Source organism: Kitasatospora sp. NPDC056783 (assembly GCF_042789895.1).
GTDB lineage: Bacteria > Actinomycetota > Actinomycetes > Streptomycetales > Streptomycetaceae > Kitasatospora.
Genome location: NZ_JBHUAF010000018.1, coordinates 1 through 18,279, shown reverse-complemented (window position 1 = coordinate 18,279; position 18,279 = coordinate 1). Strand labels below are relative to the sequence as shown.

Annotated in this window: 15 protein-coding genes; 8 read left to right on the top strand and 7 right to left on the bottom strand. The window is 74.3% G+C overall.

Annotated features, from left to right (window positions below; all coding sequences use genetic code 11):
• Nucleotides 1-199 precede the first annotated feature (199 nt).
• The 3 genes from ACFRMQ_RS05120 (at nucleotide 200) to ACFRMQ_RS05110 (ending at nucleotide 3,798) form a co-directional block, all read left to right on the top strand.
• Complete coding sequence (locus ACFRMQ_RS05120) at nucleotides 200-1,228, top strand: terpene synthase family protein (protein ID WP_380727061.1); 1,029 nt, start codon at nucleotides 200-202, stop codon at nucleotides 1,226-1,228.
• A gap of 202 nt (nucleotides 1,229-1,430) precedes the next feature.
• Nucleotides 1,431-2,459 (top strand): pentalenene synthase, encoded by a 1,029-nt coding sequence (locus ACFRMQ_RS05115; RefSeq protein ID WP_380727059.1) that lies wholly within the window; start codon nucleotides 1,431-1,433, stop codon nucleotides 2,457-2,459.
• 31 nt (nucleotides 2,460-2,490) lie between these two features.
• On the top strand, nucleotides 2,491-3,798 hold the full coding sequence (locus ACFRMQ_RS05110; protein ID WP_380727057.1) for a cytochrome P450: 1,308 nt from the start codon (nucleotides 2,491-2,493) through the stop codon (nucleotides 3,796-3,798).
• A 111-nt stretch (nucleotides 3,799-3,909) separates the two neighbouring features.
• On the opposite strand, the gene ACFRMQ_RS05105 is transcribed toward ACFRMQ_RS05110, so the two are convergent.
• The 3 genes from ACFRMQ_RS05105 to ACFRMQ_RS05095 form a co-directional block, all read right to left on the bottom strand.
• On the bottom strand, nucleotides 3,910-5,043 hold the full coding sequence (locus ACFRMQ_RS05105) for a hypothetical protein (RefSeq protein WP_380727055.1): 1,134 nt from the start codon (nucleotides 5,041-5,043) through the stop codon (nucleotides 3,910-3,912).
• A gap of 142 nt (nucleotides 5,044-5,185) precedes the next feature.
• On the bottom strand, nucleotides 5,186-6,148 hold the full coding sequence (mvk, locus tag ACFRMQ_RS05100; RefSeq protein ID WP_380727053.1) for a mevalonate kinase: 963 nt from the start codon (nucleotides 6,146-6,148) through the stop codon (nucleotides 5,186-5,188).
• Complete coding sequence (locus ACFRMQ_RS05095) at nucleotides 6,145-7,386, bottom strand: hydroxymethylglutaryl-CoA reductase, degradative (RefSeq protein ID WP_380727051.1); 1,242 nt, start codon at nucleotides 7,384-7,386, stop codon at nucleotides 6,145-6,147. Before ACFRMQ_RS05095 ends, mvk begins: the two co-directional genes overlap by 4 nt.
• A 224-nt stretch (nucleotides 7,387-7,610) precedes the next feature.
• Here ACFRMQ_RS05095 and mvaD point away from each other — a divergent pair, with 224 nt between their 5' ends.
• From mvaD to ACFRMQ_RS05080, 3 genes are read left to right on the top strand one after another with little or no spacing between them, the layout of a single operon-like run.
• On the top strand, nucleotides 7,611-8,636 hold the full coding sequence (gene mvaD / locus ACFRMQ_RS05090; protein WP_380727049.1) for a diphosphomevalonate decarboxylase: 1,026 nt from the start codon (nucleotides 7,611-7,613) through the stop codon (nucleotides 8,634-8,636).
• Nucleotides 8,623-9,669 carry a mevalonate kinase gene (locus ACFRMQ_RS05085; RefSeq protein ID WP_380727047.1) on the top strand — a complete coding sequence of 349 codons (1,047 nt, stop codon included), beginning with the start codon at nucleotides 8,623-8,625 and terminating at the stop codon, nucleotides 9,667-9,669. The genes mvaD and ACFRMQ_RS05085 overlap by 14 nt, the downstream gene beginning before the upstream one ends.
• Nucleotides 9,670-9,691: 22 nt before the next feature.
• Complete coding sequence (locus ACFRMQ_RS05080; RefSeq protein ID WP_380727045.1) at nucleotides 9,692-10,816, top strand: terpene synthase family protein; 1,125 nt, start codon at nucleotides 9,692-9,694, stop codon at nucleotides 10,814-10,816.
• Between the two features lie 43 nt (nucleotides 10,817-10,859).
• Here the strand turns inward: ACFRMQ_RS05080 and ACFRMQ_RS05075 are convergent, their stop codons facing one another.
• The 4 genes from ACFRMQ_RS05075 to ACFRMQ_RS05060 form a co-directional block, all read right to left on the bottom strand.
• On the bottom strand, nucleotides 10,860-11,360 hold the full coding sequence (locus ACFRMQ_RS05075; protein ID WP_380727043.1) for an HIT family protein: 501 nt from the start codon (nucleotides 11,358-11,360) through the stop codon (nucleotides 10,860-10,862).
• 152 nt (nucleotides 11,361-11,512) lie between these two features.
• Nucleotides 11,513-12,004 carry a hypothetical protein gene (locus tag ACFRMQ_RS05070; RefSeq protein ID WP_380727041.1) on the bottom strand — a complete coding sequence of 164 codons (492 nt, stop codon included), beginning with the start codon at nucleotides 12,002-12,004 and terminating at the stop codon, nucleotides 11,513-11,515.
• 202 nt (nucleotides 12,005-12,206) lie between these two features.
• Nucleotides 12,207-13,412: a YncE family protein gene (locus ACFRMQ_RS05065; RefSeq protein WP_380727039.1), complete on the bottom strand. Its 1,206-nt coding sequence runs from the start codon at nucleotides 13,410-13,412 to the stop codon at nucleotides 12,207-12,209.
• Nucleotides 13,413-13,644: 232 nt separating this feature from the next.
• Nucleotides 13,645-15,564 (bottom strand): SMI1/KNR4 family protein, encoded by a 1,920-nt coding sequence (locus ACFRMQ_RS05060; protein WP_380727037.1) that lies wholly within the window; start codon nucleotides 15,562-15,564, stop codon nucleotides 13,645-13,647.
• Between the two features lie 380 nt (nucleotides 15,565-15,944).
• On the opposite strand from ACFRMQ_RS05060, the gene ACFRMQ_RS05055 reads away from it, so the two are divergent.
• Complete coding sequence (locus tag ACFRMQ_RS05055) at nucleotides 15,945-16,865, top strand: LysR family transcriptional regulator (protein WP_380727035.1); 921 nt, start codon at nucleotides 15,945-15,947, stop codon at nucleotides 16,863-16,865.
• A 133-nt stretch (nucleotides 16,866-16,998) separates the two neighbouring features.
• Complete coding sequence (locus ACFRMQ_RS05050) at nucleotides 16,999-18,213, top strand: MFS transporter (RefSeq protein ID WP_380727033.1); 1,215 nt, start codon at nucleotides 16,999-17,001, stop codon at nucleotides 18,211-18,213.
• The last annotated feature ends 66 nt before the right edge of the window (nucleotides 18,214-18,279 follow it).

The following is an 18,279-nucleotide window of genomic DNA, read 5'->3' as shown; positions in this document are numbered from 1 at the left end:
CGATGATCGAGCAGGCGAAGGACCCGGTGGTCCCGGTCGTGCACGCGCCCGGGGCCGGCTTGGACGTGGCCGGCCGGTGCCGGCGCCTGTCTGCCCATGCCCCTGCCCCTGCCTCTGTCCCTGCCCGTCACGTCCGCCCGAGACGATGACCGCCCCTCGGGTTCCCGGAACGCGGGACGACCTGTTCACGCTGCCGCCCGTGTACTGCCCGATCCCTTCGGCGATCCATCCTCGTACGGAGGCCATCGAACGCGACGCGATCGCCTGGGCCGACGGTGTCGCCCTGCCGACCGGGCCGGGGGAGCGTGGGCGGATCGTCGCGAGCCGGTCCGCCGAGTGGTTCTCCCGCCTCACACCCGACGCCGTCGAGGAACGCCTGCGGCTGGCGGTGCGGTGGACCTACTGGGGATTCCACTTCGACGACGTGCACTGCGACAGCGCCGACGCCTCCCGGCGTCCGGCGGACTTCCTGCGCAGAGCGGGATATCTCCTCCACATGCTCGAACACCCGGGGCAGGACGCCGGGACCGGAGACGTCTTCACCACGGCCCTGCACGGCATCGCCCGGGACATGATCCGGCTCGGCGCCACCGACACCCAGATGCGCCGCTTCAGCGAGGGACACCGCGCCTGGTTCCTCGCGGTCGCCTGGCAGATGGCCAACTTCCGGCAGGGGATCATCCCCTCCGTGGACGACTACCTCCTCAACCGCCAGCACACCATCGGCGGCGGCCCCGTCGTCGCCGTCTTCGATTTCGTGCACGCGCAGGAGCTCACCGACGGAGACTTCCACGACCCCGCGGTCAAGGCGCTCACCGAGATGATGTTCTTCATCGGCGGCCTCGACAACGACCTGCAGTCCCTGGCCAAGGAGGCCCGCGCCGCCGAGCAGGACCAGACCATCACGACCGTGCTGATGCGCCAGGACCACATCGACCACGCCGAGGCCCTGCGCCGCGCGGTCGCCCTGCGCGACCGGGTCACCCTGCGCTTCCTCCGGCTCCGCGACCGGGTCCGCGCTCGCGCGGGGGACGAACTGCGCCAGTACCTGGACTGCCTCGCCCACACCGTCCGAGGCACCCTCGACTGGGGGGCGAGCGCCCCCCGCTACACCGCCCACGCCACCACCCGACGCGCCGCCCGTTTCGCCGAGCGGCCCTCGGACAGCGGCGACGAGCCGCTGCCCTACACCGTCGCACGGGGCTGGTGGGCTCCCGCCCTGGGCTGATCGCCGGAACGTGCCCGGCCGGCGCCGAGGACCCGCCCCGGCGAGCGGACGGGCGCGATCCACGACGGCCCGGGGCCCGGACGGGATCTCCCTGGCGGGATCCGGCCCGTGATGCTTGGCTGGATGGTGTGCGAAGGTCATCGCCCGCCGCGCACCGCGCGCCCTCGTCCGCGAGGTGATGCGGCCTGCGGGAGGAGCCGCCATGCCGCAGGACACCCCCATGCACATACCGTTCCCGGCCCGGGTCAACCCCGACGCCGCCCGGGTCGCCGACGAGGAGATGCGGTGGCTGCTCGACTTCGGCCTGCTGCGCTCCCCCGAGGCGGTGCGGCGCCACCGCAACGGCGGCTACACGGAGTTGGGAGTCCGCTTCCACCCGGCCGCCACGGGCGAGGGACTGGACCTCGCCATCGAACAGCAGAGCTGGTTCTTCCTGTTCGACGACCAGTTCGACGGTCCGCGGGGCGACGACCCGGTCCAGGCACAGGCCCTGGTCGACGCGGTGCGGGACGTCCTGCGGCACCCGGCGGAGCAGCCGGACGGGCGGCCGCGGGCCCCGATCGTGGCGGCCTTCGCCGATGTGTGGGCACGTTCCCGCCACGGCATGTCCGATCGCTGGCGCAGCCGGGCCGAGCGGCACTGGCACCAGTACCTCGAGAGTTACGTGGCGGAGGCCCGCCGTCGCAGCCGCGACGAACCGCCGACCGAGGCGGACTACCTGCCGGAGCGCCGCCGCTCGATCGGGGTGCAGCCGACCCTCGACATGGCGGAGCGGGCCGGGCACTACGAGGTCCCGCAGCGGGCGTTCACCAGCGCTCCCGTGGCGGCCATGCGCCGGCTCGTCGCCGATTTCGTCATCCTGGACAACGACCTGGTCTCCCTGGAGAAGGAGGAGGCGCGCGGCGACCCGCACAACCTCGTCCTCGTCCTGCGCCGCGAACGGGGACTCTCCCGTGACGCGGCCATCGAGGAGGTCGGCAGGATGCGCGCCGACCGCGTCGAGGAGTTCACCGCCCTGGAAGAACGGCTTCCACGGGAGTGCGACCGCCTGGAGCTCACGGCGGTGGAACGGGACCTCCTGGACCGGTACCGCCACGACGCCCTGCGCTCCCTGGTCCGGGGAGTCCACGACTGGGCCCAGCAGGCCGGCCGCTACACCGCCGCGCACATCATCCCGGCCGAACGCCCCGGCTACCTCGACGACCTCGGGAAGCCGCCCGACGGCACCTGACCACCTCGTCACGACCCGTCCGGAGGCGAAGATGCCCGGAACCCTCCCGATCGTCGGCGACGCCTGGCCCCTGCTGCGCGACCCGATCGGCTTCCTGGCCGGCCTGCCCCACCGCGGCGACCTGGCGCGGCTGCGCCTGGGACCGGTGCCCGTGTCCGTGGTCTGCACCCCCGGCCTCGCCCAGCAGGTGCTCAGGGACGACCGCACCTTCGACAAGGGCGGCCCCTTCTTCGACCGGATGCGCGATCTCCTCGGCGAGGCCGTCGCCACCTGCCCGCACGGCCGGCACCGGCGCCTGCGGCGACTGGTGCAGCCGGCCTTCCGCGACGAGCAGCTGCGCCGCTACCGGCCGGTGATGCGCGCGGAGGCCGAACGCCTGGCGGACTCCTGGAGCGACGGACAGCGCGTCGACGTCATGGCCGCGACGATGGCCTACACCACCCGTCTCGCGCTGCGCACCCTGTTCTCGGTCTCGCTCACCGAGGAGCGCCTCGACGCCGCGGTGTCCGACATCGAGACCTGGGTCGCCGGCGTGCCCCTGCAGATGCTGCTGCCGCCCGGGGCGGGCCGCCTGCCGCTCCCCGCCAACCGGCACTACCGGGATGCCATCGCCGGCCTGCGCACCACCATCGCGGACGCCGTCGAGGAACGGCGCGGCCGCCTCCTCGACGCGGAGGAACCGGACCTGCTCGCGAGCCTGATCGTCGCGCAGGACTCCGAGGACCGGCGCGGGCGCCTGAGCGGCACCGAGCTCATCGATCACGCCGCGACGTTCCTGGCCGCCGGAACGGAGACCAGCGCGACCGCCCTGGCCTGGACGTTCCACCTGCTCGCACACCACCCGCGGGTACAACGGGACCTGCGCGCGGAACTCACCGGGCAGGAGGAACGCGCGGCGGACCGCCCCGGCCACGACGACGGCTCGCTGTGCCACCGGGTCGTCCTCGAAGCCCTGCGACTGTACCCGCCGGCCTGGCTGCTCACCCGCACCGTCACCGAGCACACGGCCCTGGACGGCATCCCGCTGGAGAAGGGCGCCACCGTCGCCTACAGCCCCTACCCCCTGCACCGCGACGCCGCGCACTTCCCCGACCCGCACGCCTTCCGCCCCGACCGGTGGACCGGCGGGACGCCCGAACCAGGCACCTTCCTCACCTTCGGCGGCGGACCGCGCTCCTGCGTGGGCCACCGGTTCGCCGTGCTCGAACTCGCCGCCGCGCTGCGCGCCGTCGTCACGGCCTGGGACCTCGAACCGCTCGGCGCCGGGCCACCCCGGCCCCGGCTGGGCGCCACCCTCGCGCCCGGCGGCCTGCGGCTGCGCGTGTGCGCACGCCGGTGATCGGCTTCGGGCCGGAAAGGACCACCCGATGCACGACCAAGCGCCCGCGTTCTCGGACGCCGCCCCCGTTCCCGGGGTCACCTGGTGGTGGGACGTCCGTCCCTGGCGGGGCTACCACCACGCGGCGAGGTCGGAGTAGGGCAGCGGGCGGGGGTCGGTGGTGGAGGGGGTGTCCGTGCGCACCGGGTGGAAGTCGGCCCAGGGGGTCACGTCCGGGGGCCCGTTGAGGGGGTTGATGTACCGCAGGCTCCCGGCCGACATGTCGATGTTCGCCGCGATGCACCGGCCGAGGTCGGTGACGTAGCGTCGCTGGGACGCGTCGAGGGAGGGCAGGACGCTGTCGGCGAGGTGCGTGTAGCGGAGCATGACCCGGTCGCGCAGGGCCACGGCCTCGGTGACCGCGGCCTGCGCCGGGCACCGGCGCTCGGCGGCGATGACGTCGATCAGGTTGATGCAGGGGGATTCGGTGAGGGTCTCCTTGTAGTGGGAGAACAGGTCGTTGTCCCAGGCGATGACCGCGCAGGCCATCTCCTTGAGCGCGCGGACCTCGGGCCGGGCGAGGTCGTCGTCGGTCAGCCGGTAGCCGCCGATGATCTCGGACATGGCCACGTACATCTGGACGCCGCCGTCGGGGGTGCGCAGGGTGAGGTAGTCGGCCAGGGAGGGCAGCCGCCGCCGGTGGTGCAGGTCCCGTTTCCAGCACGTGGCCAGGAGGTATTCCCTGACGGCGGCGATCCACCGCTGGGTCTGCGCGGGTGTGGCGAGGAGCGCGATGCGGTCGCGGACGGCCATCAGGGACTCGACCCAGGGGTCGGGCGGCAGGAGGTCCGCCCCCGGGACCTCCAGCATGCGGAGCAGCTTTCCCGCCACCTCCGCGAGCTGCCCGGCGGAGGTGATCCGCGGGGCCGTGCCGCTCCCCTCTCCGGCCCTCAGGCCGGGGAAGTCGTTCCCGTCGACGGCCACGTCGTCGTAGAGGGTCCACTGGACGAAGTCGGCCATGACCTGGACCCGGTCGGTGTCCCCGTCGGGGAAGAACCGGCACGCCATCTCGGGGAAGTGGCTGCCCCGCAGATAGGCCAGCCCCTGCGGAGTGGGGAAGAGCCCGTATCCGCGCAGCCAGTCGATGGCCCGGTGGGAGATCAGCTCCACCTCGGGGTGCAGCGAGGGCGGCACCGGGCAGTAGAACGGCGGAATCCTCAGCGGTGCGGTTCCGTGGGACATCAGCGGTGCGGTTCCGTAGGACATCGATCCGACCCTTTCCTCTTCGCCCGCGTACCGGGAACGGTTGCCGGGCCGGATCCCGGTGACATCTCCGAGGGCCTCCGCTGCCCGTGTCGGCGCTTCATGAGAGACCGGCGTCCGGAGGCATCGGGCACGCGACCGGTCGTCAGCTCGTGCCGGGGCAGTCCGACGGGCGGGCCGCGTCGACGTGGCTGACGAACGCGCCGTAGCCCGCGGCGCGAAGAACGGCGGCGACGGCCGGAGCGTTGCCGGGGGCGAGCGCGACGACGGCGCCGCCGCCGCCCGCCCCGGTGAGCTTGGCGCCGAGGGCGCCGGCCGTACGCGCGGTGGCGATCGCGCGGTCGAGGGCCGGGGTGGACAGGCCCAGGTCCGCCAGCGGTTCCTGCGCCTCGTCCAGGAGGACGCCCAGGGCGGTGAGGTCGCCGGTGCGCAGCGCCTCGCGCCCGGCCGCGGCGAGGCCGCCGAGACGGGTGAAGTGCCGGTCCAGGACGTCGGGCCGGTCCTGCGCGCACCGGCGCACCTCGCTGACCTGGTGGGCGGTGGAGCGCCGCCGCGCGGTGGTCGCCACCACCAGGTCGAAGGCCCGCCCGACGGGTAGCAGTGTCGCGCGGGGGCTGGCGGTCCGCTGGAACCAGACGGTTCCGCCGAGTCCGACCGCCGCCACGTCGAGACCGGAGGACGTTCCGTGGAAGGCGGCCTCGACCGCCCCGGCCCGTTCCAGGAGTTCGGCCCGGCCGAGGGCGCCGCGGCAGAGGTCCGCGAGCGCGCGGAGCAGGGTGACGCTGAGGGCGGCCGAGCTGCCGAGGCCGCAGCGGGCCGGGAGGTCGGACACGATGCCGAGCGCGATCCGGTGGGGGGCCAGGGAGAAGCAGGCCGCCGCCGTGCCGAGCGCGGCCGCCAGGCGCCGCGCGTCCTCCGACGGCGGACCGACCACCGGGGTGCCGGGTTCGCCGTCGCGGGTGCCGGGTTCGCCGTCGCGCAGGGTGGCGGTGAGGGTGAGCCCGCGGTCGATCGGGGTCGCGATGGCGGGCCGGCCGTAGCCGACCGCGTGCTCGCCGAAGAGGATCACCTTCCCCGGTGCGCTCCGGGTGCTCGTACGGAGCGTCATGAGGGCGCGCGTGGGGGGCGAGGCGGCGCGGGCGCGGGCGCGGTGGGCGGATGGTCGTCGGTGCGCTGGTGGTCGTCGGTGCGCTGGTGGTCGTCGGTGCGCTGGTGGAGCGCCATGTGGCCGCGCTGGATGCCCTCGTCCGCGAGCGCGCGCAGGGCGGCGAGGTTCTGGGCCAGGCCCACGGCGGCCATGACGGCGGCCAGTTCGCGGGCGCCGCTGACGCCGAGCAGGCGCAGCGACAGGCCGGCCCGGGGGTTGCTGCTGATGCGGGCGCCCACCGTGCCGACGGCGAGGGGGATCTCGATCCGGCCGTGGAGGCAGTCGTCGGTGTGCCGCCAGGTGGCGAGCGGCTGGTAGCTGCCGTCCTGGGCGGCGTAGGCGTGGGCACCGGCTTCGATGGCTCTCCAGTCCTGGCCGGTCGCCAGGGCGATGGAGTCGATGCCGTTCATGATGCCCTTGTTGTGGGTGGCCGCCCGGTGGGGGCTCTGCGCGGCGAGGTCGCAGGCCCGGGCGATGCGGTGGGCCACGTCGTCGCCGGTGCGTTCGCGGGTGCGCAGCAGGTGCTGCGGGACGGTGGCGCCGGCCCGGGCGAGGCGCCGGTCGGCGAGGTTGGAGACGATGCGGATGTTGGCCGTGCCCCCGGTCACGTCGACGACGTGCGGGGCCATCGCCTCCACCAGGGTGTTGACGGCGTTGGCGCCCATGGCGTCGCCGACGTCGGCTTCGAGGTGGACGAGCAGGGTGCCGTCGGGCAGCACGGTGGCGGTGATCGCACGGGCCCCGCAGCCGCGGGCGGTCATCCGGGGCTGGAGGGCGCGGGCCTCCTGGACCAGGCGGGGAGCGGCCTGTTCGAGGCGGGCCGCCGCCGTCTCGGCGTCGGGGAGGTCGATGACGTGGATCTGGCCCGTCATCAGGGAGGGGTCCGCTTCGGCCTCGATGCCGCCGCTGTCCCGGATGAGGCGGGCGGCGTACGAGGCCGCGGCCACGATGGAGGGTTCCTCCGTCACCATCGGTACGAGGTAGTCACGCCCGTTCACGAGGAAATTGACGGCTACACCGTAAGGCAAAGAAAATATTCCGACGGCGTTTTCGATCATAAGGTCGGCTTGGGCGGTTCCGAGGGGATTCTCATTCGCGAGTGCCGAACGGTCGGAGGTCGAAAGACCGACGGATTCGGCGATGAGATTCCGACGTTCCTGCATGGGGAGCCGGTAGAATCCCGGCAATCGGGAAGTCATGACCCTCTTCCCTGGAGTGGTGCAAAAGGGGCGGTTCCATGCTACCGCCGGAATGCACCCGATGAGGGATACGGCCGTTGTTCACCCGATGGAATTCGGTCCGGAATCACGCGCTCGCTTTGCGTTGCTTTTCTCCGGGTGCATCATCGGAATATGGCGGGTTTCACGCGGGTTTCGCCTCCGGCCGGCGTCCGGGGCCGGGTCCGCTCGGCGAGGGCCCGGCCGTGACCTGGGCCGTGGCCAACGCGAACGTCGCGCTGGTGAAGTACTGGGGCAGGGCGCCGGGGGCCGGTCACCAGCCGGCGGGTACCAGCCTGTCACTGACGCTCGACGGGCTCACCTCGGGCGCCCGCGTCGAGGAGCGGCCGCGGGCGGCCGCGGACCGTGTCGCCTGGGCCCCTCCCGGGCCCGTGGCGGACCTGGGGCGGTTCGTGGCGCGGGCGCGCGCACAGCTGGGCATCGAGCGCCCGCTCGACGCCCTGGTCGTCTCGAACTTCCCCGTCGCCGCCGGCTTGGCGTCCTCGGCCTCGGCCTACGCCGCGCTGACCACGGCGCTGGCGGCGTTCGCGGCCGATCCGCCGTCCGGCGACCGGCTGGCCGCGCTCGCCCGGCAGGGCTCCGGCTCGGCGTGCCGCTCGATGCTCGGCGGATTCGTCCAGTGGCGGCCCGGTGACGACGCCGGCGCCGTCACCCAGGTCGCGCCCGCGGAACACTGGCCCCTGGCGGTGCTCGTCGCGGTGACCGGCACCGGCCCCAAACGCGTTCCGTCCCGCGAGGGGATGCGCCGCACCCGGACGACGTCGCCCTTCTTCGACGCCTGGCTCACGGCGGGCGAGGCGGACCTCGCCGCCGTCCGGGAAGCCGTGCGCTCCCGCGACCTCACCACCCTGGGCACGGTGGCCGAACGCAACGCCCTGCGCATGCACGCCACCGCGCTCGGCGCCGACCCGCCCCTGCTGTACTGGGAGGCCGCCACCGTCGCCGTGATCCGCGAGGTGTGGCGGCTGCGGGAGAGCGGGGTACCGGCGTTCTTCACCATCGACGCCGGACCGCAGGTCAAGGTGCTCTGCGAACCCGGCGACTCCCGGCGCGTCGAGCGGGCCCTCGCCGCTGTCCCGGGCGTCCTGCGGGTCCTGCGCTCGCGCCCCGGCGGCGCGCCCCGCATCCTACGGGAGGCCCCCGCCTGGGCCGCGTCCGGCGTCCTCCCGGGCCCCGGGGGAGAGGAGGCCCGACCGCATGGGCCGGCCTGACGCCCCCGGCGGGGCGGCGGTGTTCGCGCCGGGAAGCCTGTTCGTCATCGGGGAGTACGCCGTGCTCCACGGCGGGCGGGCCCTGCTCGCCGCCGTCGACTCCGGCATCGAGTGCCGGGTCGCGCCCCACGCGGACGGCTGGTGGCTCAGCGCGCCCGACCTCGGCGTCGACGCCCCGCTCGACGACGTGCCCCGGGACCACGGAGCCCGGTTGCTCGTCGAGGCCGTCCGGGCCGGACGCACCGCGTTCGCCGGCCCCGGACCGCTGCACGTGACGGTCCGGGGCCACGGCTGGGGGGCCGGTCGCAAGCTCGGGCTCGGCGGCAGCGCGGCGAGCGTCGTGGCCGTCCTCGGCGCCCTCGCCGCCGCCGCGGGCCACGACGTCTCCTCGACGGTCCTGCGCCGGGCCCTGCTGCCGGCCGCCGTCGACGTCCACCGCGCCCACCAACACGGCCGCGGCAGCGGCGGCGACGTGGCCGCCAGCCTCCACGGAGGGTGGGTCGGCTACCGCACCGCGCACGGGACCCCGCACGCCGAACCCGCCACCGTCCCACCCGGGCTGCGTCTCGCCGTGGCCTGGAGCGGGATCGCCTGCGACACCGCGGCCGGCATCGACAGGTTCCACCGGTTGGGCGCGAAAGCCGAGGTGGACGGCTTCGTCGCGGCCCTGACCACCGAACTCGACCGCTTCTGGGCCGCCTCGCGGGACGCGGACTGGCCCGCGTACCGGGGCGCGATCTCCGCGTACGGCGCCCTGCTGGAGGACCTCGCCCGCCGCATCGCCCCGCAGCAGGCCGAGCGGATGGCGCGGTTGACGCACGCGGCCACCGACTGCGGTGCGACCGCCAAGAGTTCCGGCGCCGTGGGCGGGGACTGCGTCATCGCCGTCGGCACCGACGGCGCACCACTGGCCGACGCCCGTACGGCGTGGCGACGGCTCGGCGCCGTACCGCTCGACGTCGCCCTCGACGCCGAAGGACTCCGGACCGTACGGCCGGAGGAGTCGGGTGAGTCGTGGCGGGACCAGGACTGAGGCAGCGGAAGGAGGCCCCGAGATGGCCCGGACCGTCCCGTACACGGCCGTGCACGCCGAACGCTTCGCCCGGCTCGCGGCGGAGTTCGAGCGGCTCTCGTCACGGTCGGTGAAACCCTTCCGCTTGCGGGAGGTCTTCGATCACGACGGGTTCGCCGTCGAGGAGTACTGCCACGGGTTCGCGCCCAACCCCCGTGTGCAGGAGGCCGTCACCACGGTCCGGCGCTTCGCCCGGCGGCACGGGATCTGGCTGGCGGGCCTCAGCGACCACGTCGCCGACATGGAGGCCTACCTCAACCCCCGCGCGAGCCTCGACCGGCTCACCGTCATCGCCAAGGCCTACACGCTCGACTGGTACCTCGACGACACCATCGGGCGCGAGAAGTTCGCCGCCATGTCCGACGAGGAGCGCACCCGGGCCGCCCGGACCCGGGAACGGATCCTCGCACTGTGCCGAACCGCCGGCACCGACGCCGGCACCGACGCCGGGCGCGCCGAGGACGCCGTCGAGGAAGCGATGCTGCTGGTCCTGGCGGAACTGCGCGACGGCTCGACCCGTGAGTGGTACGAACGGTTCGTCCGGCAGTGGGTCGAGCACGTGGGAATGATGTGCCGCGACCAGAACGCGAGCGCCTCCGGACTCCTGCCGAGCGTCGAGGAGTACACCGAGCGCCGGATCGTCATCTCCGGCATACCGGCCGCGATCGGCTTCGGCGAGTTCGCCGCCGGCCGCTTCCTCGCCCGGCGGGCCCTCGTCGAATCCGGCACCGAGGACCTGGTGGACCTGCTGGACCTGGTCACCCACCGGACCGGTGCCGTGTGCTGCCTGTCCAACGACGTCTTCTCCTTCCCCCGGGAACTGCGCGAGCGGTGCGACGCCAACGCCGTCGTCGTCGAGGCCCTCAACCGTCCCCGGCTCACCCTCGCGCAGGCCTTCGCCGCCACCATGGGCCGTACCCGGAGCCTCACCGCCGAGTTCCTGGCCGCCAGCGCGGCCCTGGAAACGGCGGCCGTTCGGATCGGCGCCCGCGAACGGAGGGAGGAAGTCGAGGAGTTCGTGCGCACCGTAGGCGACATGCTGCGCGCGACCTGGGTGTGGCAGATGCACAGCGCCCGCTACGCGGAGATGCGCGACGCCTTCCGCTGAGCGGCCGCCGGCCCGTGGCACGACCGCTCCTTCCCGGTGCGCCTCATCCCGCGCTTCGCGGCCCGGCGGTCGGCGCGGACAGGGCGTCGAGCTCCTGGCCGATCGCCTCGCGCCAGGGGTCGTACCGCGGTCCGAGCGCGTTCGCGGGGTCGCGCCAGCTCTCCGCCGGGTACAGCCACACCGGGCGGCGGACGAGATCCGGGCTCTCCCACTCGAACCGGGGCCACACGTGTGCGTGGAGGAAGTCGTCGGTGTTGCCGAGGATCTCCAGGTTCACGCGCCGGAACTCCGGATCCAGACGCCGGCAGGCCCGCTCCACGGCCTCACCCAGCCGGTCCATGTCCGCCAGGAAGGCCATGCGCCTGCTCCGCGGAAGATCGGACAGGCGCCGTACACCGGGCTCGTCCACCAGAAGGACCGAATACCCCGGCAGGAACTGCACGTCGCCGATCACCGCGAAGCCCGCGTCAAGCCGCCGCAGCACCGTGGGGTTGACACCCTTCAGGGCACTGCCGATCCTGTCGTCCCGCCAGTCGTCAGCCATGACAGCGCACCCTACCGGCACGTCTCCCGGACATCGGGCCCGGCTTTCCATCGGCCCGCTCCCCCGCCGCCACCGAAACGATTCCGGCCCGGTTCGGCAACCTGCCCAATCGCGTTCGTTCTCGATTCCGGGTCACACGGGGTCACACGGGGTCACACGGCCGCTTCGGCCGGCTCCGGTGACGAAGCAGCCGCGTGCCCCCGCGAAGAACGCCAGGTGCGCCAGGTGCGCCAGAGGAACACCGGCCAGGCGATGGCCGCCGCCAGACCGCCGACGGCGAAGGCCGTCACCAGCAGGTAGGAGGAGCCGCCCTCCGTGGAGAAGACGCCGCCGGCGGCGCCGGCGTCCCGGGCCTCCGCCGTGGCTCCGATCCGCAGGGAATCCGGCCCGTCGTAGAGGAGGACGTCCGTGCGCGTGGACGTGCCGTCCGCCGCCCTCCAGTCGCCGTAGAAGTCGCAGGACCCGTGGCTGCAGGACTCCCGGGCGGCGGTGAACGTCCCGGTGACCCCGCTGCCGCTCTGCGCCTTCCACGCCGGCACGAGATCAGGCGCGGCCTTGGCCAGGCCGATGAGGGCTATGACGGGCAGCCCGATCCAGAGGAATACCGACATGCGCCAGTGGCGCTTTGAGGGGGAATCGCTCACGGTGGCGGAGCCTATGAGGCCGGACGGTTCCCGTAAAACCACTTCGGTCGCGAAAATCCCCCTACAGAGGAACATTTCACCCTCCGTATTCCTGACGGTGAGACCAGCATCACTCGGGCACCTCGCCCTGACCTGCCGTAACGGTCCGCCGGGGTTCGGTGCCCTTCGGATGACGAGCGGGCCGGGCCGGCGGGTGTCCTCGTCAGGGCAGGACGGCGACGGCCAGCGGGAGGTGGCCGACGGGCAGCCTGACGGTCGCGCCGGTGGCGGTGTCGACCACGGTGAGGCCGTCCCAGCCGCCCTCGCGGGTGAAACCGCCGGAGACGTAGGCGGTGCGGCCGTCCGGGGAGAGCGTGACGCTCTCGTGCGGTCCGTCGAGCGGGATGACGCGTTCGGTGCCGTCCGGGGCGCGGACGGTGAGCGAGGGGCCGGCGTCGACGGCGGGGTCGATCGGGCCGGTGGCCACCACGTAGAGGGTGCCGTCGGGGGCGATGGTGACGCCGTGCTGGTGGGCGTCGGCGGTCATCGGCTCGATGTCGACCCGCCCGCTCACCGGGTCGACGACCGCCAGGCGCTCGCCCTCGAAGGGCAGCAACAGGGCGCCGTCGGAGGGCCGGACGGCCGTGTAGTGGGGCTTGAGCCAGGAGCCGAGGCCGCCCTTGGTGCCGTACGGCGCGACCTCGATCCGGCGGGTGGCCCACGTGCCGGTGTCGACCGTGGTGACGTCGAAGGAGTCGTGATCGGTGACGTAGACGTGCCGGCCGTCGCCGGAGACGTCCACGTCGAAGGGCCGGCGGCCGACCGGCACGACCCGGACGACCTTGCGGGTGGCGGTGTCGACGACCTCCATCGTGCCGTTGCCGCCGGGCACGTTGACGCCGACGTAGACCCGGGCGCCGTCGGGGGACAGGGCGATGCCCATGCCGCCGCCCCGGTACTCGCCGGTGGTGACGGGCCCGGTGCGGGTCTCGTACGGGATCAGCGCGGTGCGCGCGCGGGTGCGGGTGTCGACGACGGCGACGCCCTCGGCGGTGGCCACCCACGCGGTGCCGTCGGGGCCGACGGCGAGCCCGTACGGGGCGGTGCCCACCCGGACCGAGCCGAGGTCGGCGGCGGGCCCGGTACGGGACGGGTCGACGAAGGTGACGGTGTCGGCCCCGAAGTCGGTGACCAGGAGGGCCGGGGCCGGGGACGCCGAAGCCGGCGCCGGCACCGGGGTGGTGGCCTCAGCCGGAGCCGGAGCAGGGGCCGGGGCCGGGGCCGGGACCGCAGCCGTCGTGGCAGAGGAGGACGTGGGCGCGGGCGCCGGTGTGGCCTGGCCGCACCCGGCGAGCACGGCGGTGGCGAGCACCGCGAGCGCGGCGGTCCGGCCGGCCCGATGGGCCGGGGTCGGCGGGCGGTCGGTCATCGCAGGCTCCTCCACGCGGCGGGACGGCACCACCCATCCTTCGCCACCACCCCCGGGGTGACATCGGCGGCCCGGCCGCTCCCCCGGCACCGGTCGGTGGACGGCCGGGTCATCCGATCAGCCGACCCCTCGGGGAACCGGTACGCGGTATCGCTCGGAAGGAGTGATCCCCCACTGCCGACAGCGGCTGCGGGAACGGGTCCTGTCCGTCCGTCCCCGCCATCGCGCCGGCCTACGCGGGCGGGCCCCCGACGGTGATGACCGTGTAGGTCTCGCCCGGCCCCGGTGGGCGGGTCCAGGAGCGGGTCGTGAAGCTGTGCAGCCGGCCCTCGGTGATCGCGAACCGGGGCAGGCTCACCCCGAACTCGGCCGCGATCGCCGTCAGCGCCCGCCGCTCGCCCGTGCGGTCCGGTGCGCCCTCGTCGGGGACGGCCGGGGCGGCGAACAGGGTGTCCGGGTCGAGCCCGGGCGGTATCGGGCCGCCGCTGCGACGGACCTCGGGGCCGTCGACGGTGAAGGCGTACCGCTCGATGCCGCGCTCGGCGACGGAGAGATGGAACAGCTCGCGCTCCGGTGCGCACCACACCACCACGGCCCGGGCGCCGAACGGCATGGCGCCGTCCCGCAGAGCCGCGCCCCGGGAGGCGGCGACGGCGGGAGACACGAAGCGGGGGTCGTAGTAGTCCCTCGCGGACAGGTCCAGGGCGAAGCTCCAACCCGAGCCGCCCGCGTGGCCGACGGTGACGACCGGGCAGTCGTCGTACGTCGAACTCACCCCTCCCAGGAACCTGCGCCCACCCAGCTCCCAGGATGTCGCCGGCGCGTCGAGCACCGCGTCCCGACCGCCCAGCCGTGCGGGCAGCTCGCCCGGTCCGGCCCCCTCCACCAGGACGAAGCGGTACGCCGCGGAGCGGCGGCTGTCCGACGGCGGATCGGCCAGCCAGGCGAGACCGTCTTCCGCTTCGGCCTCCCGGGCCTCACCGGTCTCCCCGCTGTGCGCCGCCGCCTCCGGGCCCCGGGGGGTGGCCAGCAGTTCCCGGCTCCGGTCCGGTGTGATCAGCGGGCCGAGGATCGGGTCGGCGAGCAGGCCGACCGGTGCGAGGTGGTCGGGCCCGAGCGGTGTCCACCGGGGGATCGAGGCGAGCAGCGTGCGCCAGGCCGCCTCCGTCCGCCCCCAGCGGGCCTGTTCGCGGGCGCGCTCGACGGCTTCGCCGAACGGGCCCCGCGCGGTGTAGCGGTACGTCCGCTCCGTCACCTCGCGCAGGATCTCGTCGGCCGTCTGCCGCTGCTCGTCGGACCCGGAGCCCGTCTCACGAGTCCAGGAGGCCGTGTCCCAGCCCCTTCTCACCTGCTCGACCGCCAGGAGGGGGATGAACTCGCCGCGGTAGAGCGGGTCCTGGGCCAGCCCGCCGTAGTGCACGGTGTACGTCCGCCCGTGGCAGCGGCGCAGCTGGTCGACCATGCCCACGGCCCGGGGCCGGCCGAATCCGGCGGCCTCGGTGAGCGCGGCGGCCGCCCGCTCGTGCTCGCCGCGCAGCGCGTCCAGCCGCGCCGTCTCCACCCGGGCGTCCAGCCGGCGGGTGGTGTCGTTGACGAACGCCGGGCCTTGGCTGTGGGCGGTGAGGCTGTGGAACTCCCGGTACATGTCGAGCATGAACTCCCGGAAGGACCCGTACCGGGTGGGTTCGCTGTGCGCCCACGACTTGTGGCAGTAGACCGCCCACTCGCCGTCCTCGCCGACGGCGAGCGGGTCCAGCAGGACGGTCGTCATGTCCGACTCGACGTCCAGTTGGAGAGCGCGCGCCCACATGCCCTCGAGTTCGCCCTCGCCGAAGTACTCGCTGAGCCCGAACGCGTCCTCGTGCCAGTGGGCCTCGCCGCTGCCGGCCAGCCGGTAGACGAAGCCGCCCGCGTGCTGCCAGCCGTCGGTGACCTCCAGGAACGCCCGGTAGGACGGCGGAAGCCGGTGCCCCAGCCGCTCCTCGACCGCCGTGATCCGTTCCCCGGAAGCGGGCGCGCGGCCGAGCCACCGCGCGTGCCACGCCGTCGCGTCGTCGGCGGCCGGAAGCTCGTCCACGCTCCCGTACGTGCCGGCCCACTCCTCGCTCCACCGGGTCAGGAACGAGCGCCAGTCGAAGGTCTCCTCGGTCATGTCGGCGATCCTTGCACGCACCACTGACATCGATGCCGGTACCCGGATTCCGGTGGTCGCGGCTCGGTCACGGGCTGACGTCCTGCTGATCCGGAGGCCCCTTCGATGTCCTGGCGGTCCGGCGGTCCGGCGGTCCGGTCGAGATCACCGCCGTCCGGCCGAGCGAACCCGTCGCGGCGCGCGCCGACCGGCCGTGCCCCCGACCGGCCGCGTCTCCGGTAGGCCGCGTCTCCGTCCCGGGAGGTCCGGCGGCGACGACCGCCACGGGAGTCCCCGCCGCCCCCTCGGTGCCGCGCGGCGCGGGGGCCGCGACGTCCAGGAGGAAAGCCGGCACCTCGTCGAAGCACCGCGGCGTCCGTCCACGAGGTACCGTCGGCCGGGTGCTGGAAAGACTGGAGATCGAGAGCTTCCTGATCCTCGCCGACGAGCTGCACTTCGGCCGAACGGCCGAACGGCTGCACGTCTCGCGCGCCAGGATCAGCCAGACGATCCGGAGCCTGGAGCGCCGCATCGGCGCTCCCCTCTTCGAACGGACCAGCCGCACGGTGCGCCTCACGCCTCTCGGCCGCCGGCTGCACGAGGAGGTCGAACCCGGCTACCGGCGTGTCCAACAGGGCGTGGCCCGGGCACAGGCCGAGGCGCGGGGCTTCGCGGGCGTGCTGCCGGTCGGATACCTGGGGAGCGCGACCGGCGAGTTCGTGATGGACGCGGCGCGGGCCTTCGGCCGCGCCCATCCGGACACGGAGGTGCGGATCCACGAGACCCAGCTCAGCGACCTGCTCGGCCCGCTGCGCACCGGCCGGGTGGACGTCCTGGTCACCCACTTCCCGGTCGAGGAGCCCGACCTGACCCGTGGTCCGGTCGTGCTCCGGGTGCCCCGGATGCTCGCCGTCCCGGCCAATCACACGCTCGCCAAGCGGCGGTCGGTCTCCCTGGAGGACCTGGCACGGGACCGGGTGTTCGGGTGCTCGGGCGATGTCCCGGACTACTGGCAGGAGCACCTGGCGCCGCCGTACACCCCGAGCGGGCAGCCGGTGCGGCGGGGCAGGTCGGCGGCGACGATGCAGGAGACCCTGGCCATGGTCGGTGCCGGGCAGGGGATCTCCCCCGTCGGCGCCGATGTCGCGGCGCGCTACACCCCGAGGGGCGTGGTGTACGTGCCGTTCAGCGACGCGGAGCCGGTGGAGTACGGGCTGGTGTGGCGCACGTCGGGAGAGACGGCGCGGGTGCGGGCCTTCGTCGAGGCGGCCGCGGAGTTGGCGGCCGAACTGGGGACCGCCGGGGAGAAGGCCGGGGGCTGAGGATCGCGGGCCGGGAGCCCCGCTCGTCGAACGCCCCGGGCCCCGCACCCGCGACCGATCGGTAAGCCAGGTTTACCGATCGTTGCGCGGACGGGCGCTGTTCCCGGCGGGAAGCGGAGCGATGCTGAACGGCGTGACCAACGATCTCGTGGCAGTCCCGCCCCATACCCGAACGCCCGACGCCCCTCCCCGCAGAGCGGGGATCGCCCCCCTGTCGGCCCTCGCGCTCGGAGCCTTCGCCGTCGGCACCACCGAGGTGGTCATCGCCGGCCTGCTCCCCAACGTGGCCACGGACTTCGGCGTCTCGCTGCCCACCGCGGGCCTGCTCGTGTCCGGCTACGCCGTGGGCATGGTGGTGGGCGCCCCCCTGCTCACGGTCCTGGGCGCGAGGCTCCCCCGCAAGCACCTGCTGCTCTGGCTGGTCGGCCTGTTCACGGCGGCCGCTCTGCTCAGCGCACTGGCCCCCGGGTACGGCGCGCTGCTCGTCGGGCGGGTGCTCTCGGCACTCGCCGGAGGCGCCTACGTGGGGACCGCCGCCGTCGTGGCCGCGGGTCTCGTCGCGCCGGACCGCAAGGCCAGTGCCATCGCCACGGTCTTCATGGGGCTGAGCCTCGCCAATGTCCTCGGCGTCCCCGGCGGCACCGCGCTGGGTCAGGCACTCGGCTGGCGCGCCGCGTTCTGGGGGGTGGCCGCCATCGGCGCGGTGCTGCTGGCCGCGATCGCGACGCTGGTCCCGCCGATTCCCCGACAGCAGGACACCGGCTTCCGCCGGGAGCTGGCGGCCTTCCGGCACGGCCGGGTCTGGCTCGCCCTGGCGGCGACCGCCTTCGGCTGGGCGCCCTACCTCGCCGTCCTCACCTTCATCACGCCCCTGCTCACCGAGGTCACCGGTTTCGACGACCGCACGGTCCCGCTCGTACTGGTCCTGATCGGCGTCGGCATGGTCGTGGGCACCCCGCTGGCCGGCCGGCTCGCCGACCGCGCGCTGCTGCCCACGCTCTACGGGGCACTCGCCGGGATCACGCTCGTCTCCGCGCTCCTGATCCCCGCCGTGCACAGCAAGCCCGCCGCGATCGCCGGCTTCCTCCTCTTCGGCGTCGTCGGGGCCGCGGTGATCCCGCCCTCCCAGACGCGGGTCCTGGAAGCGGCCCGAGGGGCCGACAACCTCGCGTCGGCGGCCAACGTCTCGGCGTTCAACGTCGGCAACGCGGGCGGCCCGCTGCTGGCGGGCGCGGCGCTCTCGGCGGGCCGGGGCCACACGTCGTCGCTGTGGATCGCGGCGGCCCTGGGCGCGATCGGCCTGGCCCTCGCGCTCGCCACCACGGCAGCACACCGCCGCTCGGACTGACACCGCGCGGACCCCGCCCGCCGGTGACGCGCCCATGGTGCGCGTCCCGGGCCCACGGGCGTCGAG